This window comes from Pseudomonas sp. CAN1, from assembly GCF_030462585.1.
Lineage (GTDB): Bacteria > Pseudomonadota > Gammaproteobacteria > Pseudomonadales > Pseudomonadaceae > Pseudomonas.
Window position 1 is genome coordinate 12,290 of record NZ_JASMRU010000037.1, and the last position, 24,800, is coordinate 37,089.

Annotated in this window: 19 protein-coding genes; 10 read left to right on the top strand and 9 right to left on the bottom strand. The window is 67.7% G+C overall.

Annotated elements, in window-relative coordinates:
- Position 1 precedes the first annotated feature (1 nt).
- The 3 genes from QO207_RS27595 to QO207_RS27605 are packed head-to-tail and all read right to left on the bottom strand — an operon-like array spanning position 2 to position 3,546.
- Positions 2 to 1,204 carry a 3-oxoadipyl-CoA thiolase gene (locus tag QO207_RS27595; protein WP_301535439.1) on the bottom strand — a complete coding sequence of 401 codons (1,203 nt, stop codon included), beginning with the start codon at positions 1,202 to 1,204 and terminating at the stop codon, positions 2 to 4.
- 33 nt (positions 1,205 to 1,237) lie between these two features.
- Entirely contained in the window at positions 1,238 to 2,767 is a 1,530-nt protein-coding gene (locus QO207_RS27600) for a 3-hydroxyacyl-CoA dehydrogenase (RefSeq protein WP_301535440.1), read from the bottom strand.
- A gap of 2 nt (positions 2,768 to 2,769) precedes the next feature.
- Positions 2,770 to 3,546: an enoyl-CoA hydratase gene (locus QO207_RS27605; protein WP_301535441.1), complete on the bottom strand. Its 777-nt coding sequence runs from the start codon at positions 3,544 to 3,546 to the stop codon at positions 2,770 to 2,772.
- Between the two features lie 243 nt (positions 3,547 to 3,789).
- On the opposite strand from QO207_RS27605, the gene QO207_RS27610 reads away from it, so the two are divergent.
- The 5 genes from QO207_RS27610 to QO207_RS27630 all read left to right on the top strand — a co-directional run bounded on the left by QO207_RS27610 (position 3,790) and on the right by QO207_RS27630 (position 8,795).
- Complete coding sequence (locus tag QO207_RS27610) at positions 3,790 to 4,656, top strand: IclR family transcriptional regulator (RefSeq protein WP_253449983.1); 867 nt, start codon at positions 3,790 to 3,792, stop codon at positions 4,654 to 4,656.
- 58 nt (positions 4,657 to 4,714) lie between these two features.
- Complete coding sequence (locus QO207_RS27615) at positions 4,715 to 5,869, top strand: acyl-CoA dehydrogenase family protein (RefSeq protein ID WP_301535442.1); 1,155 nt, start codon at positions 4,715 to 4,717, stop codon at positions 5,867 to 5,869.
- A 143-nt stretch (positions 5,870 to 6,012) separates the two neighbouring features.
- The gene (locus QO207_RS27620) at positions 6,013 to 7,290 is read left to right on the top strand and encodes an MFS transporter (RefSeq protein ID WP_301535443.1); all 1,278 of its coding nucleotides are present in this window, start codon (positions 6,013 to 6,015) and stop codon (positions 7,288 to 7,290) included.
- 250 nt (positions 7,291 to 7,540) lie between these two features.
- Positions 7,541 to 8,044, top strand: a complete 504-nt coding sequence (locus QO207_RS27625) for a MarR family winged helix-turn-helix transcriptional regulator (RefSeq protein WP_301535444.1) — start codon at positions 7,541 to 7,543, stop codon at positions 8,042 to 8,044.
- Positions 8,037 to 8,795, top strand: a complete 759-nt coding sequence (locus QO207_RS27630; RefSeq protein ID WP_301535445.1) for a class I SAM-dependent methyltransferase — start codon at positions 8,037 to 8,039, stop codon at positions 8,793 to 8,795. The genes QO207_RS27625 and QO207_RS27630 overlap by 8 nt, the downstream gene beginning before the upstream one ends.
- An 8-nt stretch (positions 8,796 to 8,803) precedes the next feature.
- On the opposite strand, the gene QO207_RS27635 is transcribed toward QO207_RS27630, so the two are convergent.
- The 6 genes from QO207_RS27635 to QO207_RS27660 form a co-directional block, all read right to left on the bottom strand.
- Positions 8,804 to 11,707, bottom strand: coding sequence for a bpX6 domain-containing protein (locus QO207_RS27635; protein ID WP_301535446.1), 2,904 nt, complete (start codon positions 11,705 to 11,707; stop codon positions 8,804 to 8,806).
- Positions 11,700 to 13,532 carry a hypothetical protein gene (locus QO207_RS27640; RefSeq protein WP_301535447.1) on the bottom strand — a complete coding sequence of 611 codons (1,833 nt, stop codon included), beginning with the start codon at positions 13,530 to 13,532 and terminating at the stop codon, positions 11,700 to 11,702. Before QO207_RS27640 ends, QO207_RS27635 begins: the two co-directional genes overlap by 8 nt.
- Positions 13,532 to 13,963, bottom strand: a complete 432-nt coding sequence (locus tag QO207_RS27645; protein ID WP_301535448.1) for a hypothetical protein — start codon at positions 13,961 to 13,963, stop codon at positions 13,532 to 13,534. Before QO207_RS27645 ends, QO207_RS27640 begins: the two co-directional genes overlap by 1 nt.
- Positions 13,960 to 15,081: an AAA family ATPase gene (locus tag QO207_RS27650; RefSeq protein ID WP_301535449.1), complete on the bottom strand. Its 1,122-nt coding sequence runs from the start codon at positions 15,079 to 15,081 to the stop codon at positions 13,960 to 13,962. The genes QO207_RS27645 and QO207_RS27650 overlap by 4 nt, the downstream gene beginning before the upstream one ends.
- A 120-nt stretch (positions 15,082 to 15,201) precedes the next feature.
- Positions 15,202 to 16,305 (bottom strand): M14 family metallopeptidase, encoded by a 1,104-nt coding sequence (locus QO207_RS27655; protein ID WP_301535450.1) that lies wholly within the window; start codon positions 16,303 to 16,305, stop codon positions 15,202 to 15,204.
- Positions 16,306 to 16,496: 191 nt separating this feature from the next.
- Positions 16,497 to 17,381 (bottom strand): LysR substrate-binding domain-containing protein, encoded by an 885-nt coding sequence (locus QO207_RS27660; protein ID WP_301535451.1) that lies wholly within the window; start codon positions 17,379 to 17,381, stop codon positions 16,497 to 16,499.
- 162 nt (positions 17,382 to 17,543) lie between these two features.
- Between QO207_RS27660 and QO207_RS27665 the strand changes: the two genes are divergently transcribed.
- From QO207_RS27665 to QO207_RS27685, 5 genes are all read left to right on the top strand, one after another.
- On the top strand, positions 17,544 to 18,077 hold the full coding sequence (locus tag QO207_RS27665) for a sigma-70 family RNA polymerase sigma factor (protein WP_301535452.1): 534 nt from the start codon (positions 17,544 to 17,546) through the stop codon (positions 18,075 to 18,077).
- The gene (locus tag QO207_RS27670; protein WP_301535453.1) at positions 18,074 to 19,042 is read left to right on the top strand and encodes a FecR domain-containing protein; all 969 of its coding nucleotides are present in this window, start codon (positions 18,074 to 18,076) and stop codon (positions 19,040 to 19,042) included. Before QO207_RS27665 ends, QO207_RS27670 begins: the two co-directional genes overlap by 4 nt.
- Positions 19,043 to 19,354: 312 nt before the next feature.
- Positions 19,355 to 21,880 (top strand): TonB-dependent siderophore receptor, encoded by a 2,526-nt coding sequence (locus QO207_RS27675; RefSeq protein WP_301535454.1) that lies wholly within the window; start codon positions 19,355 to 19,357, stop codon positions 21,878 to 21,880.
- A 123-nt stretch (positions 21,881 to 22,003) separates the two neighbouring features.
- Positions 22,004 to 22,909 (top strand): alpha/beta fold hydrolase, encoded by a 906-nt coding sequence (locus tag QO207_RS27680; RefSeq protein ID WP_301535455.1) that lies wholly within the window; start codon positions 22,004 to 22,006, stop codon positions 22,907 to 22,909.
- A 164-nt stretch (positions 22,910 to 23,073) separates the two neighbouring features.
- Positions 23,074 to 24,795, top strand: a complete 1,722-nt coding sequence (locus QO207_RS27685; protein ID WP_301535456.1) for an ABC transporter permease subunit — start codon at positions 23,074 to 23,076, stop codon at positions 24,793 to 24,795.
- Positions 24,796 to 24,800 lie beyond the last annotated feature (5 nt).

Genomic DNA, 24,800 nt, shown 5'->3' on the forward strand with positions numbered 1-24,800 from the left:
CTCACGCGCGCTCGATAACCATGGCGAGCCCCTGGCCCACACCGATGCACAGGCTGATCACCGCATAGCGTTGACCCGTGCGCTGCAGTTGTCGCGCCACGCTCAGCGCCAGCCGCGCGCCGGAAGCGCCCAGCGGGTGGCCGACGGCGATGGCGCCGCCATTGGGGTTGACCCGCGCATCGTCGAAGTCCACGCCCAGGCCGTGCAGGCAGCCGAGCACCTGGGAGGCGAAGGCCTCGTTGATCTCGATGATGTCCATGTCGGCCAGGGTCAGTTCGGCGCGGGCAAGCGCCTTGTTGATCGCCTCCACCGGGCCGACGCCCATGATGCGCGGCTCCACGCCGACCGCCGCGGCCGAGAGAATCCGCGCCAGCGGCTTGAGGCCGTGGCGCTCGCCCGCCGCTGCCGAACCGATCAGCAGCGCAGCGGCGCCATCGTTGACGCCGGAAGCGTTGCCGGCGGTGACCACACCACCTTCGGCCAGCGGCTTCAGGCGTGCCAGCGCGGCCTCGTCGGAAGACGGACGCGGATGCTCATCCTGCTCCACCACGTTCGGCGGCGTCTTGCGCCCGGTGGGCACGCTGACCGGGAGGATTTCCCCGGCGAAGAAGCCGTCCTCGCGGGCTGCTTCGAAGTTGGCCTGGGAGCGCGCGGCGAAACGGTCGGCCTGCTCGCGGCTGATGCCGAACTCGCGGGCCACGTTGTCGCCGGTCTCCGGCATGCTGTCGTTGCCGAACCCGGCGATGATCTTCGGGTTGGGGAAGCGCGCGCCGATGGTGCTGTCGAACACCGTCAGGTCGCGGCTGTAGGCGGCCTCGGCCTTGGCCATGACAAAGGGCGCGCGGGACATGCTTTCCACGCCGCCAGCGACGAACAGCTCGCCTTCGCCACAGGTCACGGCACGCGCCGCGTCGATGACGGCCGCCAGGCCGCTGGCGCACAGGCGGTTCACCGTCTGCCCCGGCACGGTCACCGGCAGGCCGGCGAGCAGCGCGGCATGGCGGGCGACGTTGCGGCTGTCTTCACCGGCCTGGTTGGTGTTGCCGAGGATCACGTCCTCGATGGCTTCGCCGGGCACGCTGGTACGCGCCAGCAGCTCGCGGATCACCTGGGCGATCAGGTCGTCCGGGCGCACCGGAGCCAGGGCGCCGCCAAGGCGCCCGAAGGGGGTGCGCAGGCCGGCGTAGATAAAGGCATTGAGCATGGAAGTCTCCTTGAAAGAGGTGGACGCCGGGCCTCAGCCCAGCGCGGGCTCGGCATGGCGCAGCGACAACCCCAGCGCGGCGCGGCGGCGCAGCCAGGGGCCGGGGCGGTAGCGGGCGTCGCCGGCCAGGCCGGTCATGCGTTCGAGAATGGTCAGCAGGCGCGCCGGGCCGACGCTGTCGCCCCAGGCCAGCGGGCCTTGCGGGTAACCCAGGCCACGGCGCACGCCTTCGTCGAGGTCGTCGACGCTGGCGATGCGCTGCTGGACGATGTCGCCGGCGAGGTTGACGATCAGCGCCAGCACGCGCTGGGCGACGAAGCCGACGCTGTCATTGATCACCGTGACTCCCACGCCGTCAGCCGCCAGCAGGGCATGGGCGGCATCGCGCATGGCGGCGGAAGTTGCCGGGTTCTGCATCAGGCAGCGGTGGCGCTGCAGGTCCAGCAGCAAGTCGATGCACAGGGTGCGCGCCGGGTCGGTAGAGAAGTTCTGGCAGGCCGTGGTCGCATCGACGCCATAGGGAGCCAGCAGGCACAGCGCCTCGCTGCTCGGCTGGGCGCCCTGCTCCAGCTTCGCGCCGAGCTGCTTCAGCAGTTCGCCGAGCCGTTCGCGGTCCTGGTCATTCTCCGCGCCGATCCACACCGGCGGCAGCGCGTCCACGCTCGGCACCGGTTGCGGTGCGGGCGCATCGATCATCTTGCCGTCGGCATAGCGATAGAAACCGCGGCCGACCTTGCGGCCGACGAAGCCGGCTTCGAGCATCTGCCGGGTCAGCGCCGCCGGGCGATAGCGCGGTTCCTGATAGAACTGGTTGTAGATGGACTCGATCACCGGGTGCGAAACGTCCAGCGCGGTGAGGTCGAACAGCTCCAGCGGGCCCATGCGGAAGCCCAGGCCCTCGCGCAGGATACGGTCGATATCGGCCGGTTCGGCGATGGCTTCCTTGAGCATCTGCAGCGCTTCGGTGCTGTAGGCGCGGCCGGCATGGTTGATGATGAAGCCGGGAGTGTCCTTGGCGCGGATGCCGCGGTGGCCCATGCGCGCAGCCAGCGCCACCAGGCGGTCGCCGACCTGCGGGTCGCTGGCCAGGCCGTCGATCACCTCGACCACCTTCATCAGCGGCACCGGGTTGAAGAAGTGGAAGCCCGCCACCCGCTGCGGGTGCTGGCAGCCACGGGCGATGCTGGTGACCGACAGCGACGAGGTATTGGTGGCGAGGATGCACTCGGCGCTGACCACCGCTTCCAGCTCGGCCAGCAGCGCCTGCTTGGCGTCGAGGCGTTCGATGATTGCCTCGACCACCAGGTCGGAATCCGCCAGCTCGCCCAGGGAGCCGGCGACCAGCAGGCGCGCCAGGGTGGCGTCCGCCTCGGCGGCAGTGATCTTGCCCTTCTCCGCCAGCTTGGCGAGGGTCCGCCCGAGGTTGTCGCGGGCGCTTTGCGCGGCGCCGTCACGGGCGTCGAAGAGTTTCACCTGGATGCCGGCCTGGGCGGCGATCTGGGCGATGCCGCTGCCCATGACGCCGGTGCCGACGATGGCCATACACTCGATAGAAAGGGTCATGCTCATTCCCCCAGGAAGCTGGCTTTACGTTTTTCCAGGAAGGCGGCGGCGCCCTCCTTCTGGTCCTGCGAATCGAACAGCAGCTGGAAGGCCTTGCGCTCCAGGGTCAGGGCGCTTTCCAGCGGCAGGTCGGCGCCGGCGAGCATCACTTCCTTGATCTGCGCCACGGCCAGCGGCGGCAGTGCGGCAATCTCGGCGGCCAGTTCCAGCGCGCGGGGCAGCGTGCGTGCGTCTTCCACCACTTCGCTGAGCATGCCGATGGCCAGGGCTTCCGGCGCCTTGATCAGGCAGCCGGTCAGGGCGATGCGCATCGCCTGGAACTTGCCCACGGCGCGGATCAGCCGCTGGGTGCCGCCGGCGCCGGGCATCAGGCCGAGCTTCACTTCCGGCTGGCCGAAGCGTGCCGACTCACCGGCGACGATGATGTCGCAGTGCATCGCCAGCTCGCAGCCACCGCCCAGGGCGAAGCCATTCACGGCGGCGATCACCGGCTTCGGGCAGCGCGAGATGGCTTCCCACAGCAGTTCGGTATGGCGGCGGTACATCTCGATGGGGCTGGCCTGGGCGAATTCGCGGATGTCCGCCCCGGCGACGAAGCACTCCTCGCCCCCGGTCAGCACCACCGCGCGAACCTCGCGGTTGTCGCTGAGGGCACGGAAGTGTTCGGCCAGTTGCTGGCGCACGGCAGCATTCAGGGCGTTCCGGGCTTCCGGTCGGTCGATGCGGACGACCGCCACACCATCGGCCTGGATATCGAGATGAACCACGCTGGTATTCATTGGAGCTTTGACCTCATAGTTGTTTCGTCTGACGAAACTACATTCCGTATTTCGATTTCATCATAGTGACACCCCATCCAGCCTGTAAACGGTGAAGATCGAGACACCCGCTAAAAGCCAATGAATACGCGGCCTGGAATATTTTTAAGGGCACGCCTGTACTAACTTCTCCAGACCCATTACAATTTCGCCTGACGAAACTGCATTTTATTTTATTGATTTTCCGTGAATAGGGGTTCTACCATGCGCCGCAACAAGACGGAGATGGACTCGGCTGCGCCGACGAAAAACGAAGGTGAGATCGGCCTGCTGGAACGGGGACTGTATGACCCCGCCACGGCACTGAGCGAAGAGGAAAACAGCGGCCAGTTCGTGACGGCCCTGGCTCGCGGCCTGGAGATCCTGCGTTGCTTCACGCCACGGGAAAACGTGCTGAGCAACCAGGACCTGGCACGCAAGACCGACCTGCCCAAGCCGACCGTGACACGCCTGACCAACACCCTGATGCGCCTGGGTTGCCTCAAGCGCGAGGTGCATTCGGGCAAGTACCAGCTGGACGTCGGCGTGCTGGGTTTCGGCTACGCGATGCTGTCGAACCTGTCGATCCGCGCGGTGGCCCATCCGCTGATGGAGGAGCTGGCCAACCACGCCCAGGCCGCGGTGGCCATGGCCGCCCGCGACCGACTGCAGATGGTCTACGTGGACGTCGTGCAGGGCCAGGGAAACATGACGATGCGCCGGCAGATCGGCAGTTACCTGCCGCTGGCGGCGAGCTCGGTGGGCCGCGCGTGCCTCGCGGCGATGCCGGAGAACGAGCGGGAATTCCTGCTCGACCACGTTCGTGAACGCGAACCGGAAAACTGGCCGGCCATCCGCAAGGGTCTGGACCGTGCCTTCAGGGACTTCACCGATTACGGCTACTGCCTGTCCATCGGCGAATGGCACCGCGACGTCAACTCCGTCGCCGTGCCCTTGGTACATCCGCAGTACGGCCTGCTGGCCTTCAACTGCGGCGGCCCGAGCTTCCAGCTGACACGGGAGAAGCTCGAGGACGACATCGGGCCTCGCCTGATCAACATGGTCAACAACATAGGTGCCGCCGCTCGCTGAATCTCGGGTGACGGTGCCTCGGAATACAGGCCCGCTCGTGGGCCGTTGAGGAGTGCACATGATCCGAGACCCAGAAACGCTGCAGATACTTCTGGATTCCATCCACCAGTTCGTCGGCGAAGTGCTGATCCCGCGGGAAAACGAGGTCGCCGAGACCGACGCCATCCCGCAGGACATCGTCGAGCAGATGCGCGAGATGGGCCTGTTCGGCCTGACCATCCCCGAAGAGTTCGGCGGCCTGGGCGTGACCATGGAAGAAGAGGTGAACATCACCTTCGAACTCGGCCGCACCTCCCCCGCCTTCCGCTCCTACATCGGCACCAACAACGGCATCGGCTCCATCGGCATCCTCATCGATGGCACGGCGGAACAGAAGGCCGACTACCTGCCCCGGCTCGCCAGCGGCGAACTGCTCAGCGCCTTCTGCCTGACCGAGCCGGACTCGGGCTCCGACGCCGCCTCGCTGAAGACCACCGCCGTGCGCGATGGCGACTTCTATGTGCTCAACGGCACCAAGCGCTTCATCACCAACGCCCCGCACGCCGGCATCTATACGGTGATGGCGCGCACCAACCCGGCGATCAAGGGTTCCGGCGGTATCAGCGCATTCATCGTCGAGCGCGGCACGCCGGGCATCTCCCTGGGCAAGCCGGACCACAAGATGGGCCAGAAAGGCGCGCACACCAGCGACGTGATCTTCGACAACGTGCGCATCCCTGCCAGCCAGTTGATCGGCGGCGTCGAGGGCGTGGGCTTCAAGACCGCCATGAAGGTGCTCGACAAGGGCCGCCTGCACATTGCCGCGCTGAGCGTCGGCGCCGCCGAGCGCATGCTCGACGACGCGCTCAACTACGCCCTGGAGCGCAAGCAGTTCGGCCAGCCGATTGCCGAGTTCCAGCTGATCCAGGCGATGCTTGCCGACAGCAAGGCCGAGATCTACGCCGCCCGCTGCATGGTGCTGGACGCCGCGCGCAAGCGCGATGAAGGCCGCAACGTCAGCACCGAAGCCTCCTGCGCGAAGATGTTCGCCACCGAGATGTGCGGCCGCGTTGCCGACCGCTGCGTGCAGATCCACGGCGGCGCCGGCTACGTCAGCGAGTACGCCATCGAGCGCTTCTACCGCGACGTCCGCCTGTTCCGCCTCTACGAGGGCACCACGCAGATCCAGCAGGTGATCATCGCCCGCAACATGATCCGCGCCGCCCAGGGCTGACTGCACCGCCTGCTCCAACCGTTCCGACAACCCACCACGGCGGCGCGTGACCACGCACCACGCGCCCGCCGGCAGGATTCGTACGCACGCTTACCGAGGGTCGGCCAACCGCCCCGCCAACAACTACAACAGGTAATTCGTTCATGGAAAACACTGCTTCTGCAACGGCTGCAACCGCTGCCACCCAGGACAAGACCTGGGTCCTGGTCTTCGCCTTCTGCTTCATCGGCCTGCTGATCGATGGCGCCGACCTGATGCTGCTCTCCTACAGCCTCACCAGCCTCAAGGCCGAGTTCGGCCTGAGCAACCTCCAGGCCGGCAGCCTGGGCAGCGTCACCCTGGCCGGCATGGCCTTCGGCGGCATCTACGGCGGCTGGGCCTGCGACCGCTTCGGCCGGGTCAAGACCGTGGTCTGGACCATCGTGCTGTTCTCGGTCGGCACCGCCATCCTCGGCCTCACCCACAACTACTGGCAGTTCGCGGCCGCGCGCTTCGTCGCCTCGCTGGGCCTGGGCGCGCTGTACGTGGCGTGCAACACGCTGATGGCCGAATACGTGCCGACCAAGTACCGCACCACCGTGCTCGGCACCCTGCAGGCCGGCTGGTCGGTCGGCTATATCGTCGCCACCCTGCTGGCCGGCTGGATCCTGCCGGACCACGGCTGGCGCTACCTGTTCTACATCGCCATCATCCCGGTGGTGCTGGCCATCGCCATGCGCAAGCTGATCCCCGAGCCGGCCGCCTGGGTACAGGCCCAGGCCGAGCGCCAGCAGCGCAAGTCCGCCGGGCCGTCGAGCCAGCCGGTTGCACCGCGGCAGAATGCCTTCAAACAGATCTTCGCCGACCCGAAGGCCAGCCGCATGTTCACCTTCTGGGCACTCACCGCCGGCTTCCTGCAGTTCGGCTACTACGGCGTGAACAACTGGATGCCGTCGTACCTGGAAACCGAGATGGGCATGAACTTCAAGGCCATGACCGCCTACCTGGTGGGCACCTACGCCGCGATGATCCTCGGCAAGGTGCTGGCCGGCGTCGCCGCCGACTGGTTCGGCCGGCGCACCGTGTTCTCCTTCGGCGCCCTGGGCACCGCCGTGTTCCTGCCGGTGATCGTGCTGTTCCACAGCCCGGAAAACATCCTCTGGATGCTGGTGGTGTTCGGCTTCCTCTACGGCATCCCCTACGGCGTGAACGCGACCTACATGACCGAAAGCTTTGCCGCTGCCTTCCGTGGCACGGCAGTGGGCGGTGCGTACAACATCGGCCGCATCGGCGCAGCCATCGCCCCGGCGGTGATCGGCTTCCTTGCCACGCAGATGTCCATTGGCGTCGGCTTCCTGGTGATGGGCGCGGCGTACTTCATCTGCGGCGTCATCCCTGCCCTGCTGATCCGCGACAAGCAGTTCGACCCGCAAACCGAGTGACGACCCAAGCGGCCCGCCTGGCGGGCCGCTCTGCTCTCGTGCCTGGGCCGTGCAAGGCGGCCCTGGTTGCCTGTTCCCCTCCCTCTCCTATCCCGCTGCCAGCCCAGGCCGAACGATTGAGTCTGGCTACCGCCGCGCGACATCCACCTCTCCCCGCTATCACAAAACACGCCAGTCCGAGTTCGCTGACCGCTTGCCAATTACATTAGCGCTAATGTAATTTTGCAACGACTGTCCACGAGCGCATGCGATGACCAAAAGGAACCAACCCGGCCTGGGCGAACTGCTACGGCAAGTCTCCGAACTGGTGGAGCTGGGCGCCGAGGAGCACTACCAGCAGATGGGCCTGAACTACCGGGCACGCTATACGCCGGTGCTGCGGGCGATTCGCGCGGGAGCGAAGACGGTGACCGAGATCACCGCGCGCACCCACCTTACCCAGGGCGCCATCAGCCAGAGCGTCGGCCACATGGAAAGCGCCGGCCTGATCCTCCGTCAGCGCGGCGAGGATGGCCGGCAGAGCGTGATCCAGCTGACCCCGGCGGGGAAGAAACTGGTGAGCAAGCTCAGCGCCCACTGGGCCGCCACCTTCGACACCATCGAAGAGCTGGAAACCGAGATCGGCCATCCCCTGCGGCGCGTGCTCGAAGACACCGCCCGGGCGCTGCAGCAGCGCGACTTTTCCCAGCGTCTGCAGGCCACCAAACAACGCCTTGCCACGGGAGTGCCCAGCAATGAGCAGCACGATGAATAGCCCCTCCACGCCACCGCGCAACTGGTTCGACCAGGGCGGCCAGTCCTACGCGCGCTTCCGCCCCGAATACCCGCCGCAGCTGGCGGCCTCCCTCGCCGCCCTGGCGCCGGACCGGCTGCTGGCGGTGGACGTCGGTTGCGGCAGCGGCCAACTGACCCGGCAACTGGCCGAGCACTTCAGCGCCGTGGTCGGGCTGGACCCCAGCTCCGAACAGATCACCCACAGCGCGCCGCAGGAAAACGTCAACTACGCCTGCGCCCAGGCCGAGGACCTGCCACTGCTCAGCCGCAGCGCCAGCCTGATCACCGCCGCCCAGGCCGCCCACTGGTTCGACCTGCCGCGCTTCTACAGCGAAGTGCGGCGCGTGGCGCAGCCGGGAGCGATCCTTGCGCTGATCAGCTACGGCGTCCTGCGCCTGGACGGTGAACTGGGCACGCGCTTCGAGCAGTTCTACTGGAACGAGATCGGTCCCTACTGGCCCGCCGAACGCAAGCTGGTGGACAGCGGCTACGCCACCCTCGACTTCCCCTTCAACGAACTGCAAGGCCCTGACATCGCCATCGAGCTTGAGTGGAACCTCGACGAATTCCTCGGCTACGTTTCCACCTGGTCGGCGCTGCGCAAGGCCCGCGAAGCCGGCCGCGAAGACCTGCTGCATGGCTTCGCCGCCGACTTCGCCGCGCTCTGGGGCGAGCCGGCGCAGCGCCGGCTGGTGAGTTGGCCGATCAATATGCGACTCGGCAGGCTCTAGCACGCACCTCAGTTGATGGACAGGTTGTGCTGGCTGGCTTTCTCGACATTCAAGTGGCTCAGCCGGCCCTGCTGGTCGAACAGCAGCCAGTCAGCCCCGTCGCAACGCACCTGCACAGCGTGCTGCGGCCAGTCCAGCAGCGCGCGTGGGCGCCCGCTGCGGCGATGCACGAGCGTCCATGCAGTGTCCTGGGCGGACGTCCTGTGGCCGACCAGCAGCCAGTACTCATGCTCATGGACGCTGACTGGGTCATCGAACAGCAACGCCGGGTCAAGCCCCGGCAGCGGCAGCCTGATGTCGGCGTTTGGATAGCTCAACGACAGGACCACTGCGTCGTCCTCGGTCTGCAGGAGGCGGTACTCCGCCACGTAGGCCGACGTGGTGAACAGCTGGCAGCCGTCCGGGTGCTGTTGCTCCGGCATGGGTAAGCGACTGAGCAGGCGGCGCTCGGGCAGGCGGTAATGCCATAACTGCCCGCCCCGCTCCGCGCCCAGCAGCAGGAACTCGTTGTACGCATCCTCGCGCAGGGCCAGCAGCCGGCCGGGCAGGTCGCTGACGTGCCAGAGCGTCTCGAAATTTCGCTCGACGTCCACCACCCGCAACTGCGTGCCGCGCCCCACCGTCCAGGCGATGCCGTCGAATGAGCGGGCGAAGACATCCAGCGCCAGCACACCGCGGTCGCTGGCACTGCGATTGACCAGGTCGAGCTTGCCGATCCGCCAGACATCGTCGCGTCGCGCCAGCACCAGCGCGGTCTGCCGGCTATGGGCAAGCACGATCCTCTGCGCCGGCAGCGGGAAATGGATCAGCGTCCTGCCGCCGGCATCCAGCACCAGGCTGCCGGCTTCGCCCAGCGCCACCAGGTAGCGGCCATCGTCCAGTACCACGGCGTCGAAGATGACCCGACTGCCCATTTCCGGCGCCGTCCAGCGCAGCGGTACATCGCGCTGCCCCAGCGACAGCACCGGCGGATAGGTCGGCGCCTTGGCCGGCAGGTCGGCGCGCAGCAACTTGTCCCGGCTCAGCTTGACCAGCCCTTGCAGCTGCCGTTGGTCCAGGCGGCCAACACCCGCCGACTGGTCCGCAAGGACGGCGTGAACCACGGCCCGGGCCAACCAGGCCAGGGAACCGTTGGGAGTCTTGTGCTGCAACAGCGCTCGCGCCAGGGCAGCGCGCTCGGCAGAGCGCTCGGGATCGTCACGCAGCTGCTCGACCCACGGGCCGTAGGCAACCAGGGTATCGGGGAGCAGTACCGCACGTTTCACCAGGGCGCCAATGGCCAGCGTGCCACCAGCCTCCTCCGCGCTCAGCAGCCACTGGGCGGCGCGCTCGCGCTCCTCGGGCAACTCCCAGATCACTTCCACGGCCTGCAGCCACAGCCCCTTGGCGGTCAGCGCCTCGGCCCACTCCAGGCGCAGGCGGTTGGCGCTTTCCGGCCACTTTGCCTGCAGCAGGGTCACCGCGGCAGCGAACGCATCGTCGCGGCGAGCGACCTGCAGGGCGCGCTTCCAGTCATCAGCCAGGCAGAGCATCCGCACTATCACCCCGGCCGGCATGTCCCAGGCCAGAGCTAGCTCCGCTGCCTGTTTCAGGCGGCCGTGCTTTTCCAGATAGTCGAGGGCTTCCTGGCGCACCTGCAGCAGCTCGGCGAGCACGAATACCGCCTCCTCGATGCGCCCCTCGCGATCGAGGCGCTCGAAGCTGTGCCGGTAGATCTGCTTCAGGTGCGTCTGCAGGTCGGCTTCGAACATCATCGAGCGACCGGCTCCGCGCTCGCCACTGACAGTCAGTTCCTGGCGCCGTCCCGGCGTACCGAACGCCTGTTCGCCGCCGCTGAATTCGCCGCCCAGGGGAATGGCGTGGCGCAGCGCTTCCTGCAGGTCACCGTTCTCGAACATTTCCAGCATGCGCCGCATATAGGCGGCCTGGCGCTTGCCATACAGCGCCCTGAGCTGCGAGTGGCGGGTCAGCCGGGAAACCCAGCGGCGCCAGGCGGCAGTGCGGGGCTGGGCGGGTGTTTTGCGTGGCGCAATCGGTGGTTGAGTGGCTGCCGTCGCAACGGGGCGAACCTGCCCCGGCAACGGACGGCGTTGCCAGAGGCCGATGCCCAGCACCAGCAGGAAGAACAGCAATGCGCCGACCAGCATCAGCGGCACCAGCGACAGGCCGGTGGACGCCGACACGCTGTCGATTGCTACTGGCCCGCCGTGCTTGCCGCTCTGCGCCAGGAAGGTCAGGGCAAAGATGGCCGCGGCGAACGCCGGCCCGCGCAGCGCAGGCAGCGCAATACCGGGCCGCGCCGCCCCGCCGCGCCCCTGCGCCACCTTGCCGGGCTTGCCGGGTTTGCCTTGCGGCTTGTCCTGCCGGCGCTCCTGCAGCGCTCGCATCACCTCCGCGCGTTCGGGGCTGGCGGGGCCGACGACGTCGCCGAGAATCACGCGCAGGTCGGTGTTCACTTCGATGGGGTCGAGCACCGGCTCCGGCAGGGTGCCGCTGCAATCGTAGGTATTCAGCAGCGCATAGGCGCCCAGGTCGATCCACTGTCCTGGCTGGAGCTGGCTGGCGTCGCTCAGGTGCAGCGCGTCGATGCGGCTGCCACGGACCAGCCAGAGGTCTGCCACCGGCACCGCGCGCACTTCTTCCGCTGTCAGCAGCGCGGAGGACAAGCTGCGACCCTGGCGCACCAGCGGCCAGCCGAGCAGCGTTTCGCACTGCGCCGACAGCGGCTGGCTGAAGCGCAGCAGGTCGCCAGCGTCGAAGCGGAAGGCGCTGGCACCGACCCGCCAGTTGTCGAACAACAGGCGCGCCCGCTGGCCTTCGTCGAAGCGCTCCGCCGGGAACCACAGCCCTTCGACCGCCTGATGCCCGGTGAGCAACGGTCGGCGGATCGTCATCACATCCTGTTCAGGCATCGCCATCGTCCCTGTTCTGTTGCCCGCTGCCGTCGCAGAACACCTGCAGGCACAGGGTGCGCCGCGGCGCCGAGTACACCAGCAACTCACGGGCGCTGGTCAGGACGGCCAGCAGGCCGCTCGCGGGGCAGAAACTCCAGCGGCTGATGGCCTGGCTGGTGGTGAACAGCACCTGCTGCTGCCCTTCGCTGTGCACCGCCACGGTCTGTTGATTGGGCCCGAGCAGCAGCAACGAATAGACCTGCTCGTCGCCCTCGAACAGCAACCCCAAGGCCTTCCAGCCCTTGTCGAGGGTGATGTCCAGCACCGCCTGGGAGGTTTCCCGGGCCGGCACCACGCGCCACTTCTGACGCCCGGCTTCTTCCTGCAGCAGCGCACAGCCACCGAAGCCGCGCCGCCACAGCGGCCCGTGGGCGAACAGTACGCGCTTGACCCCCTGTGCGGCGGCAATGACATGGGCAGACGAGACGATGCCGGCAGCGTTGACGCGGTGCACGTAGAGCCGTCCCTCATCGCGGCGGACGTAGGCGACCACGTCGCCATCGACCCTGGCCATGGCCAGCACGTCGTCGGCCAGATACTGGGTGACGCCGATCCGCGACTTGCTCAAGGCGCCGCCAATCGCCATCACCCAGAACGCGAGGCGACCGCGCGGGTCGAGCAGGAACAGCCGACCGTCGCTGCGGCTGCGCAGAGCCACGGCCGGCAGGTAGCTCGCGGTGCCGGGCGGCAGCTGCAGTTCTTCGAGGGCAGGCTTGGCCACCGTCCGCAGGCCGGCAAGCTTCCAGAAGTGCAGTTCGGTGGGGCTGCTCAGCACCGCGCCGACGACACGGCCCATGAAGGTGACGGTCAACGCCGTGCCGCCATTGCTCCACAGCTCACGGCGAACATCCAGGTGCTTCTTCTGGTTGATGCCGGGCAGCTTGATCACCGCTACGCCGGGCTCGTCGAGCAGGCGCAGGGCGATATGGTTGCCCGAGCTGGAAATCACCGGCGGCAAGGTCAGCGCCACGCGCGGCACATCGCCCCGGAGCCTGCCGGTGCTCACCTGCTCGCCGGCGAACTGGCCGCTGAGCAACTGCAGGGCCAGACGCTCGTCCGGCTGCCCCAGGGTGACGCGCCGGGCGGCACCGGGCTGTATTTGCACGCCAAGCCCACGGCCATCCAGGCTGGGATGGACCAGCACCCTCTGCGTACACAGATGGCCATCGACCGGCGGCAAGCGCTGCCCCACCAGCCAGCTCTCGCCAGCGACGGACTTCAGCTCGGCCAGGGCGTCGCGCCAGGTCTGCCAGTGCTCTTCGGTCGCTGCCTGATAGGTCCGCAGCGCCAGCATCTGCCGCAGGTGACCGGCGCTGTTGAACTCGTGAAGGCGCGCGGGCTGCTGTACCACACCCCAGCGCAATTCGGCACCCGCTTCCTCCGCGCGGCGCGCCAGCAGGATCAGTAGCGCCAGGTGCACCAGGCGCGCAGCTCCCAGTTGCAGTGGGCCAACGTCGAACAGCACCACCATCAGGCGGCTGGCCTGGCGGGCGCGGTACTGCGGCGCGAGGAACAGGTGCTCACCCACCACCGCCCGGCGCAGGAACTCGTCGGGCAACTCATCGGCCAGCAGCCACTCGCTGGACAGCAGCCGCTCGTAAGGGCCGCGGCGCTGCAGGTCGCCCAGGCCATCGGGCTCCGGCACTCCGCCCTGGTGCAGGCCGCGCAACGGCCCCAGCAGCGGATTGAGGCGCCCGAACAGGTCGACGAACAGCGGCAGTTGCTCCGGGGCGAACCATTCCAGCCAGCGACGCCAGGGGTACAGCGCTTCAGGTAGCTGCATCAGCGCCCCGCCCAGCTGGCCGCGATGCGCTGCAGGTGCTGCGCGCTCAACGGCAATTGGCGGTCGAGGGGCACCACGGCCTGGGGACTCGGCCAGAGCAACAGAGGCGAGCGCGCGAAGCGCTGCGCCAGCGCCTGGCCCAGCAGGTCCACCGGCACGTCGGGCTCCCAACTGGTCGGCAGCCAGAGCCCCGGCGCTGCGTCATCCGGTGCGGCATAGCCGATGCCCTCTACCCAGGGCAGTTCACTGGGCCGGCCGAACACCACCAGCACATCGCCACTGGCCGTCGCCATCAGGCGCTCCCAGGAGGATTCGGGGAGTGATTGCAGGCGTTGGTGCAGCACCTGCGCCGCTGGCCCCCAGGCGACCGCCGCCCGTGGCTCCGGCGCCTCGGCCCGCGGGCGCCAGTGCCATTGGATCAGGCCATTCATGCCGATGCCGTCAGCCGGCGCGTCAGCCTTCCGCGCACATCCCGCAGGTGCTCGGGGAGGGTCTGCTCGTTGAAGTTGGCGTCGATTTCGCGCAGCAGCCCCTCCAGCAATGCACCCTGCGCCGGCTCGGCTTGCGCCAGCAACATCTCGGCACTTTCCAGCAGGCGGCTCAGGCGGGACATCGGTTGCAGCGTCGCCTCCTCCACCGCGCTGAGCAGGTAGGTGTTGCTGGAGTGGGCGAACAGGCCGCGCAGCACTTCGCGGCCGTGCTGCTGGGTTTCCTTGGTCGGCAGCGCATAGAGCAGCGGCCAGAGGTCCGCCTCGCTGGCTTCGAGACGGCCGCCGAGCAGCGCAGCCGCAGCGATCAGCCGCTGGGATTTGACGATGCGGCGGTCGGACAGATTGATCCCGACCTCGCGCAGTTGGCGCACCGCCTGCGCCAGCGCCGGGCGTACGCGGTCGAGATCGACCTGCTTGAGCGCCTGGCTGAGGGTATCCAGCTGGCTCAATCCGAGCAGCGCCTGGACCGGCCGCTGCTCGGATTGCCAACCACCGGCCAGCATCGCTTCGAGCTGGTTGTCGGGCACCGACTCGACGAACAGGTGCAGCAGGAAGCGATCACCGAAGGCTGCCAGGGCTTCATCGTCCGGCAGGCCGTTGGCCGCGCCGACGCATACCCGCAGCGGGCAGTGGATCTGCGTGTGGCCGCGACGGAAGCGCCGCTCGTTGAGTACGCCCAGCAGGGTATTGAGGATGGCCGTGGAGCCGAGGAAGACCTCGTCGAGGAAGACGATGTCGGCTTCCGGCAGCATGCCGCTGACATCGGTCTCCACCAGGCCTTCGCGCAGCTTCTTCAGATCGACCGCGCCGAAAAGCTCAGAGGGTTCGGTAAAGCGCCCCAGCAGGTATTCGAAGTAACGCCCGCCCATGGCCTGGGCAACACGGCGGACGACTGCGCTCTTCGCGGTGCCGGGCGGGCCAATCACCAGCAGGTGCTCCTGGGCGACCGCCGCCAGCACGATCAGCTCGGCCAGCTGCTCACGGCCCACCAGGCCTTCGGTGGCAGCGCGGACGGCCTGGCGAATCTGCGCGGCAGCACTCTGCAAAGTTTCGATCATGGGGCTCTTCCTTGAACTGGAGCGCCGAATGTTGCCTGACACGGCCGCCCCGCCACAAGGCAGCCGGTCACAGCACGCAACAAGCAACGGCCTCAGGAAAGCGTCACTACCGCATCATGATCAGCGCGCCAGTTCGGCCGGGATTGCCGTATTCAGCCCCTCGACCGCCTTCCATGCCGCATCGCGCGAACGTGCCAGCGCCGCCTGTTGCCACTCCGGCGTGTCGACATAGAAGGCATCGCGCAGCTGCTGCTTGATCCGCCGGGTCTTTTCCGCCGGCGCATTGGGGTTGTTGTGCAGCCACTGATCGGCGCGCAGCGCTTCGAGCACCTGCGGCCCCGGCAGTGTGCCGAACTCCAGGCTCATGGACACCAGCAGGGCCTGCGGGCATTCGTCGAAAGCGGCGTGGACCAGCTTGCCGCTGAGCTTCACCGAGACGCTGTTGCCCTCCTCGGTGGAGCGCACCTCATCACCCCACCATCGGCGGGCGCGTGCCAGGGCTTCGGGGCGAGGGTCGCCGGAGTAGATGTATTCGCCGAAGCCTTGCGGGCCCAGGCCGGTATGCACGTCGATCCAGGCGACCTCACGGCATTGCCGGGCATGGCGGCGCAGAACTTCGCGTACCGTGCGGTTGCTCCACGTCGGCTGCGCGCCGGAGAAGAACAGCCCGTGCGGATGGCTGGCCTGACCGGACGAGATCGCCTGTTGCAACGCCCAGCGACCATGGCGAAGCGCATACAGGCGCAGGCGCACACCGCCCCGCCGGTCGGGCCAGCGGCGCGGCGCCAGCACTGCGTCCAGCTGCGCGTAGCCGGGGTTCTCGGGCGCGGCGACGAAGAAGTCGCGGAAGTTGCGGTTGAGGTCGACGTTGTCCTCGGTCCAGCGCCGCAGCCAGGAGAAGCCGTAGGGGTTCACCGCGTGCAGGTAGAGCACCGCGCAATGGTTGGCGCGGGCGTGGTCGCGCCAGGCAGGGTCCGCCAGCAGTGCGCTCTGCACCGCCGAGCCGCAGAAGCCTTCGACGCCATGGCAGGCGCTGCTGATGATCAGCAGTCGGCGGGCATCCGCTGCGCCGTCGAGGGCCACGTCCAGCGCCAGTGGCTCGCCTTCGCGGCCGGCCAGGGGATGGCCGTGGGTTTCCACTGTCAGCCCGGCAGCAGCGCAGGCAGCGAGGAACTTGCCACGCGCCTGGGCGTAGCTCTGGGAGAAGTACTGGGATGCGCTCATGCAAACTCCGGGTGCACGCCTCCACGCAGCGGGCCTCGGGCCAGCAGCGGGAGCACGGAAACGTCAGGAATGAGCGAACGCTGGCCGGCGCGGTTCAGCCAGCGGCGTTCGACGGCGGGCAGGATGCATCAGCGCGGTGAGGCGCGAGTAATGCTCTCTGCACATGAGCATGGCGACTGGTTATGCCAGCGCTAGTCGCTGAATGCGCGTTGCAGCTCCTCGGCCAGCAGCACCGCTTCGCGGGTCATCAGCTCGGCCGGCCGCGACACCATCGACAGGCTGGCAATCGGCGTAGGCTCGACGATCCGCACCGGCACCAGGGCCTGAGCAACCATCGGCTGGGCGAGCATGCGCTCGGACCAGAAGCTCACCGCGTCGGTGCTGGTGGCCAGCTCCAGATAAAGGAGCGCCGAAGAGCATTCGGTGATACGCGCGGGCGGCGCCACCTGTTGTTCGCGGAACAGGTGCCCGGCCAGCGCCACCTCCAGCGGGTCGGACAACAGCCATTCCTGGTCGAGCAACTCGTGCAGCGAGCGCGCCCCGCTCAACGGGTGCCCCTTGCGCACAGCGAGGACCGAAGGCTGCGGTGCCAGCTCACGCCAGAGCTGCCCCGCGGCATTCTCCGGCTGCGGTTGGGTGGTCAGCACCACATCCAGGCGCCCTTCCCGCAGACCGTCAAACAGCTGCACCGAGCGCAACTCGTGAATCTGCAACTGGACGTTGGGGTACATCTGGCGATAGCGGCGCAGGCCCTCGGAGAACGCGCGGTTGGGCGTCACCGGGGAGACGCCGATGGCCACTCGCCCGGCGATCTCGCCCTTGAGCGTGTCGATCTCCTCGCGCGCACGGCGCACTTCCTCGGTGACCGTGCAGGCCATGCTGACCAACCGCTCGCCGTATTCGGTGACCGTCACGCCACGGTTGGAGCGCACCAGCAGCGGCACGCCGAGTTCTTCCTCCAGCTCCTTCACCGCCTTGGACAGCGACGGCTGGGTGATCTCCAGCAGCCGCGACGCCTCCTGGATACTGCCGCTCTCGGCGATGGTGCGCAGGGCGCGCAGTTGGTGCAATTTCATGGCGAACGACCGGCTATCTCCCTCGATTGCGCGCCACCTTAACCGCTATCGAAGCCCCTTGAAAGGCGCTTTCCTGCGCTTTCCGGTTGCCCTGGTGACATGCCATCGGTTACTTTGATAATTATTCGCATTTGCGAAATTCCCACTCTCCCCTGGCCGCCCATGACCCGACCCATCGCCTGCGCCTACCGCGCCCAAGTGGCAAACCTCTACGTCGAGAACCACAGCTGGATCCAGCAGTGGATCGCCCGCCGCCTGGGCAACGCCAGCGACGCCGCGGAGCTGGCCCAGGACGTCTTCGTGCGCCTGCTGGTGCAGCCGCGCGAGTTCGAGAGCGACGTGCATGCGCGTGCCTACCTGAGCCGTATCTCGCTGCACCTGTGCGTCGACTTCTGGCGCCGCAAGCAGCTGGAAAAGGCCTGGCTGGAAGCCCTGGCGCTGTTGCCGGAAAGCCATTGGCCGTCCCAGGAGCACCAGGCGATCATCCTGGAAACCCTCGGCCAGCTGCAGGACTTGCTGGAGCGCCTGCCGCCCAAGGTCGCAGCGGCTTTCAGCCTGTCGCAGCTGCACGGCATGGGCTACCGGGAGATCGCCGAGGAGCTGGGCGTTTCGGTGCGTACGGTGACCAAATACATCGCCCAGGCCATGTTCCACTGCGCCCTGCTCGAAGCCGAGCTGGACGGCGTGCTGCTGTGAGCCGGGGCCTCGACCACGCCACCCTGGAACAGGCGGCCGACTGGTTCGCCCGCCTGCAGGACGCCCCCGCTGATAGTGAGCTGCGCGCACAGTGGCAGCGCTGGCTGGAGCAAGGCGAATCGCAGCGCCTCGCCTGGGGTTACGTCGAGCGCATCAGCCAGCGCTTTGCCGGCCTGCAGCAACAGGGGCCGACCGCGCACCGCACGCTCAGCACCCTGCGCAGCGGCAAGCAGACCCGGCGCCGTCTGCTCAGCCAGTTCAGCGTGCTGGCCGGCGCCGGCCTGTTCGGCTGGCTGAGTTGGCCCGCCAACCCGATCGACAGCCTGCACGCCTGGCGCGCGCAGTACCGCACGGCAGTCGGCGAGCGGCGCAGCGAACGTCTCAGCGATGGCACGCAAATCTGGCTCAACAGCGGCAGCGCGCTGGATGTGGACTTCACTGGCGAGCGCCGCGAGCTGGTGCTCTACGCCGGCGAGGTGCTGGTGGAGACCGGCCATGGCGACAGCCGACCGTTCCAGGTGCGCACCCATGCCGGCCTGCTGCAACCGCTGGGCACCCGCTTCAGCGTGCGCGAGGAAGGTTCGCGCACGCAGCTCAACGTCTACCAGGGCGCGGTGCGCGGCACCTGCCTGGAGAGCGGCAGCAGCTTCACCCTGCAGGCCGGCCACGGGGTGACTTTCGATGTCCGCGCGGCCGGCGCCGTGACCCGCGCCGAAGCCCGCCGCGAAGCCTGGAGCCGCGGTCTGCTGCTGGCCGAAGACATGCCCCTGGCGCAGTTCATCGAGGAGCTGGGCGGCTACCGCCGCGGGCACCTGGGCGTCGATCCGGCGGTGGCCGGGCTGCGCGTGATGGGCAGCTTCCCGCTGGCCGACACCGACCAGGCCCTGGCGCAACTGGAGGAGGCCCTGCCGGTGCGCGTGCAGCGGCGTTTCGACTGGTGGGTGACGGTGGTTCCGCGGAGCTAGCCAGGCGCTGGCTGCTTTCGTAGGGCGGATAACGCGCCAGCGTTATCCGCCGCGAGCTTGATGGCGGATAACCCGTTCCGGGTTATGCGCCCTACGTCCTGGCCCGGCAACGTTTGGGGTTCTGTTCGCGAGCAAGCTCGCTCCTACCTGAATGGTCGAGCTCTTCGTAGGAGCGAGCTTGCTCGCGAACCGCCCAGCGTCCTGCCGGCTCAGATGGCACCCCGAAAAAAGTTTTCGAGAATGCTTCCGATTTTCCGTTCTGCTTCGGATTACTAGGAAACACCCCTAATAACCGGACGCCAAGGAACCGGAATGTCACGCCAAGACCAGCACTTCCCGAGCAAGAAGCATCCCCTGATCCTCGCCATGGCCCTGAGCCTGGCCGCCGTCGTTCCGCTGTCCGTATCCTCGGCAGCGATGGCTGAACAAGCCCAAAGACAGAGCTTCGACATCCCCGCCGGCCCCCTCGCCCGCCAGCTCAACGAGCTGGCCGCGCAGACCGGTCTGCTGCTGGCCGCCGACGCCGAGCTGACCCGCGAGCGCCAGAGCCAGGCCGTGCGCGGCCACTACAGCGCCGAGGAAGCGCTGGACCTGATGCTGATGGGCAGCGGCCTCGCCGCGCAGCGCATTGGCAACCGCTACCAGCTGGTACTGATCCCGCCGGAAGACGCCGCGCTGGAGATGAGCGAAACCACCATCATGGGCCAGGGCATGGGCCAGGCCACCGAGAACAGCGGCAGCTACACGCCGGGCCTGACCAGCGTCGGCTCGAAGACCCCGACCTCGCTGAAGGAAACCCCGCAATCGGTCTCGGTGATCACCCGCCAGTTGATGGACGACCGCCAGATCACCGACATCAACGAGGCCATGAAGGCGGTGCCGGGCATCACCGTGCAGAGCGGCACCTTCCGCCTGCAGGACTACTACTCGCGCGGCTTCGCCATCCAGAACATCCAGCTCGACGGCGCCGCGCCCATGTCCCTGGGTACCACCGCCGGCTCGTTCTACTCCTCCAACGTCTACGACATGGCCGAGTTCGACCACGTCGAAGTGCTGCGCGGCAGCTCGGCGCTGTTCGGCGGCACCGGCGACCCCGGCGGCATCATCAACCTGGTGCGCAAGCGCCCGCTGGATACCTACCAGCTGAAGTTCAGCGCCTCCGCCGGTACCTGGGACAACTATCGCTCCGAGCTGGACGTGACCGGGCCGCTGGGTTTCGACGGCAAGCTGCGCGGGCGCGCGGTGGTGGCCTACCAGGACCGCCAGTACTTCACCGACAACCGCGCCACCGACAAGCCGATCTTCTACGGCGTGCTGGAAGCCGATGTCACCGACGACACCATGCTCACCGCCGGCATGCGCTTCAACCAGGTCCACGAGACCGGCACCGCCAACGCCGTACCGCGCTACAGCAACGGCGTCGACCTCGGCCTGCCGCGGCATACCGGGCTGTCCACCACCTGGGCCTACGCCGATGGTTTCTCCCGCGAATACTTCGCCAAGCTCGACCACCGCCTGAACGACGACTGGAAGCTCAACCTCAGCTACACCAACATCTACGACACCATCGAGACCAACAACGCCACCACCCTGGGCTCGGTGAACCCGGTGACCGGCACCGGTGTCACCCGCTACGGCACCTGGATCACCCAGCGCAGCGAGCAGGACCTCTGGGACGCCAACGTCTCCGGCAACTTCAGCCTGTTCGGCCTGAACCACCAGCTCACCGTCGGCGGCGACTACCAGGACATCGACAGCCGCTGGCAGGGCACCCCGCGCTTCGCCACCGCCGGTGGCGCGGTGGACGTGTTCGACCCCAACTCCACGCCCTGGACCGACCCCGGCCCGCGCCCGGACGTCACCCGCGACTACAGCCCCAACAGCCAGACCCAGTACGGCCTCTACTCCAGCCTGCGCCTGCAGCTGGCCGAGCCGCTGCACCTGATCCTCGGCGCACGGGTGCAACGCTACAAGTTCGACCAGACCTACCAGACCCTGGCCAACGGCGTGTGGGGCGTGCAGTCGCGCGTCGACATGCGCGAACCGACCAAGACCACCCCGTTCGGCGGCATCGTCTACGACCTCACCGATGAGTGGGCCGCCTACGCCAGCTACGCGGAAATCTTCAAGCCGCAGCAGAACTACATGGCCGGCCCGCTGGGCAGCGGCAGCACCYTCGACCCGATGACCGGCAAGACCTACGAGACGGGCCTGAAGGGCGAGCTGTTCGACGGCAAGGTCAATACCAGCGTGGCGCTCTACTACACCAAGCGCGAAGACCAGGCCGTGCTCGACCCGCAGTACGACGCCACCTCGGTGCTGTTCGGCGGCAACTGCTGCTACGTCAACGGCGGCGAAGTCGTCAGCAAGGGCGTGGACATGGAAATCTCCGGCGAGGTGCTGCCGGACTGGATGGTCATGGCCAGCTACACCTTGAACCTCAACAAGAACCGCACCGTCGGCGGCGAGCTGAGCACCATCACGCCCAAGCACATGGCCAAGCTGTTCACCACCTACCGCCTGCCGGGCGACTGGTCGAAGTTCCGCGTCGGCGGCGGCGTCGACATCCAGAGCGCGACCAAGGTCAGCGGCACCGCGTCCTACTACGACAGCACCGGAGCCGTGACCCAGGCCGACGTGCCGTTCGACTACCAGCAGAGCGGCTACGCGGTGTGGAACGCGCTGGTCGACTACCAGGTGGACGAGCACTGGAACGTCGCCCTCAACGGCAACAACCTGTTCGACCGGAAGTACTACCAGACGGTCGGCACCTCGACCTATGGCAACGTCTATGGCGACCCGCGCAACTTCATGCTGACGGTCCGCGCCAGCTACTGATTGACGGCCACGGCGCGGGTGAAAGCCACGGTGCTGGCGGCCCACAGGGTGGCCGCCCGCGCCCCTTTCACCTTCGCCAAAGCGGTCTACGCTCCTCCCATCCATCCCACGGGAGTCACCGCGATGATCCGCGCCCTGCTGACCGCTTCCCTGCTGTCCCTGAGCCTCGCCGCCCAGGCCGACGTAAAGCCCTTCTCTTCGGCGTTCACCACCCAGGACATCGCGGTGGACGGTGCAACCATCCACGTCCGGGTCGGCGGCAAGGGGCCGGCCGTGGTGCTGCTGCACGGCTTCGGCGACACCGGCGACATGTGGGCGCCGCTGGCCAACGACCTGGCGCGCGACCACACCGTGGTCGTCCCCGACCTGCGCGGCATGGGCCTGTCGTCGATCCCCGCGGCCGGCTACGAGAAGAAGACCCAGGCCGGCGACGTGCGCGCGGTGCTGGCCAAGCTCGGCATCGAGCACTCGGTGGTGGTCGGCCACGACATCGGCACCATGGTCGCCTACGCCTATGCCGCGCGTTACCCCCAGCAGACCGACCGCCTCGTGGTGATGGACGCGCCGGTTCCGGGCATCCCGCCGTGGAACGAGATCGTCCGCTCGCCGATGCTCTGGCACTTCGACTTCGGTGGCCCGGACATGGAGCGCCTGGTGGCCGGGCGCGAGCGCATCTACCTGGATCGCTTCTGGAACGAATTCGCCGGCGACCCGCACAAGGTCGACGAAGCGACCCGCCAGCACTACGCCAAGCTCTACGCCCGCCCCGGCGCCATGCACGCCGCCTTCGCGCAGTTCCGCGCGATCCGCCAGGACGCCGTGGACAACGAGACCTCGGTGAAGACCCGGCTGAGCATGCCGGTGATGGCCATCGGCGGGGAAAAATCCTTCGGCGCCAACGAAGCCATCGTCATGCGCAACGCCGCCGACAACGTCACCGAAGTGGTGGTCGCCGGTGCCGGGCACTGGCTGATGGAAGAGGCACCGGAGAAGACCACCAGCACCATCCGCGGCTTCATCACGCCCTGAAAAATGCGTTGCAGACCCGGTGGTTAACCGGGTCTTAACCTTGCTCTGGCATTTGATGCACAGCGCCCGGACTTCTGCGCCGGCACCGTCATCAGCCTGTCAGCCACCCGCCGGATGCTTGCCCAAACCCAGGCAACCGGCGCGCTGACGAACGAGACCCGACCATGGCCTTGCTGTTCACTCCCACGCCCGCGCTCAGGGATGCCGCGCCAAATCGCTGGGACTGGTGCCTGCTGCCACTGGTGCTCGCGCTGCTGGTGCTCGCCGCCTATGGCGCGATGCAGATGGACCGGCCGTTCGTGGTCGGCGAGGCGCTGCCGATCTCCCTCGACCCGCTGTACCTGCCCTACTACCTGCTGCGCACCATCCTGCGGATGTTCACCGCGCTGGGCTTCTCGCTGCTGTTCGCCTTCCTCTTCGCCGCCATCGCCGCCAAGTACCGCGCCGCCGAGAAGGCCATGATCCCACTGCTGGACGTGCTGCAGTCGGTGCCGATCCTGGGCTTCCAGGCCATCGCCATCGCCCCCTTCATCGCCCTGTTCCCCGGCAACCTGCTGGGCGTGGAGTGCGCGGCGATCTTCGCCATCTTCACTTCCCAGGCCTGGAACATGGCGCTGAGCCTGTACCAGTCGTTCCGCAGCGTGCCGGCGGAGCTGAGCGAGGCCTCGCGGATCTTCCGCCTCTCCGCCTGGCAGCGCTTCTGGCGCCTGGAGCTGCCGTTCGCCATGCCCGGCCTGCTGTGGAACATGATGATGTCGATGTCCGGCGGCTGGTTCTTCCTGGTCGCTGCCGAGGCCATCTCGGTGGCCGGACAGGACATCAAGCTGCCCGGCATCGGCTCCTACATCGCCGTGGCCATCGACCAGCGCGACCTCGGCGCCATCGCCTGGGCCATCGGCGCAATGCTCGCCGGCATCCTGCTCTACGACCAACTGTTCTTCCGCCCGCTGCTGGCCTGGGCCGACCGCTTCCGTTTCGAGGAGTCCCAGGGCGACACCGCGCAGCGTTCCTGGCTGCTCGACTGGCTGCGCCGCAGCCGCTGGCTGAGCGCCCTATCCAACCGCATCGGCGATGGTTTCCAGGCGGCCATGGGCTGGTTCCCCCAGCGCCACGACGGCACCGTTGCAAGTCGCACCTGGCTGCGCCTGCCGGACTGGTGGCCGCGCGCCTGGGACGCGCTGCTGGTGCTCGCCTGCGCCTTCGCCTTCGTCCGCCTCGGGCTGTTCGTGCATCAGGATGTGGGCTGGGCCGAAACCTTCCACGTACTCGGCCTGGGCCTGCTGACCCTGCTGCGGGTGATGCTGCTGATCGCCCTCGCCTCGCTGGTCTGGGTGCCGCTGTCCATCTGGATCGGCCTGCGCCCGCGCTGGTCGCAGAAGGTCCAGGCGCTGGCGCAGTTCCTCGCCGCCTTCCCGGTCAACCTGCTGTTCCCGCTGGTGGTGGTGGCGCTGGTGCACTTTCAGCTCAACCCGAACATCTGGCTCAGCCCGCTGATGGTCTTCGGCACCCAGTGGTACATCCTCTTCAACGTCGTCGCCGGCGCCGCCAGCATCCCCCATGAACTGCGCCTGGCGGCGGACAACCTCGGCCTGCGCGGCTGGCTGAAATGGAAGCGGGTCTACCTGCCGGCGGTGTTCCCCAGCTTCGTCACCGGCGCCATCACCGCCAGCGGCGGCTCGTGGAACGCCAGCATCGTCGCCGAGTACGTCAGCTGGGGCGACACCTCGCTGTCGGCCACCGGCCTGGGCAGCTACATCAAGCAGATGACCGATGCCGGCGACTTCCACCGCATCGCCCTGGGCATCGGAGTCATGTGCATCTACGTGATGCTGCTCAACCGCTTCTTCTGGCGCCGGCTGTACCGGCTCGCCGAAAACCGTCGCTGAGGACC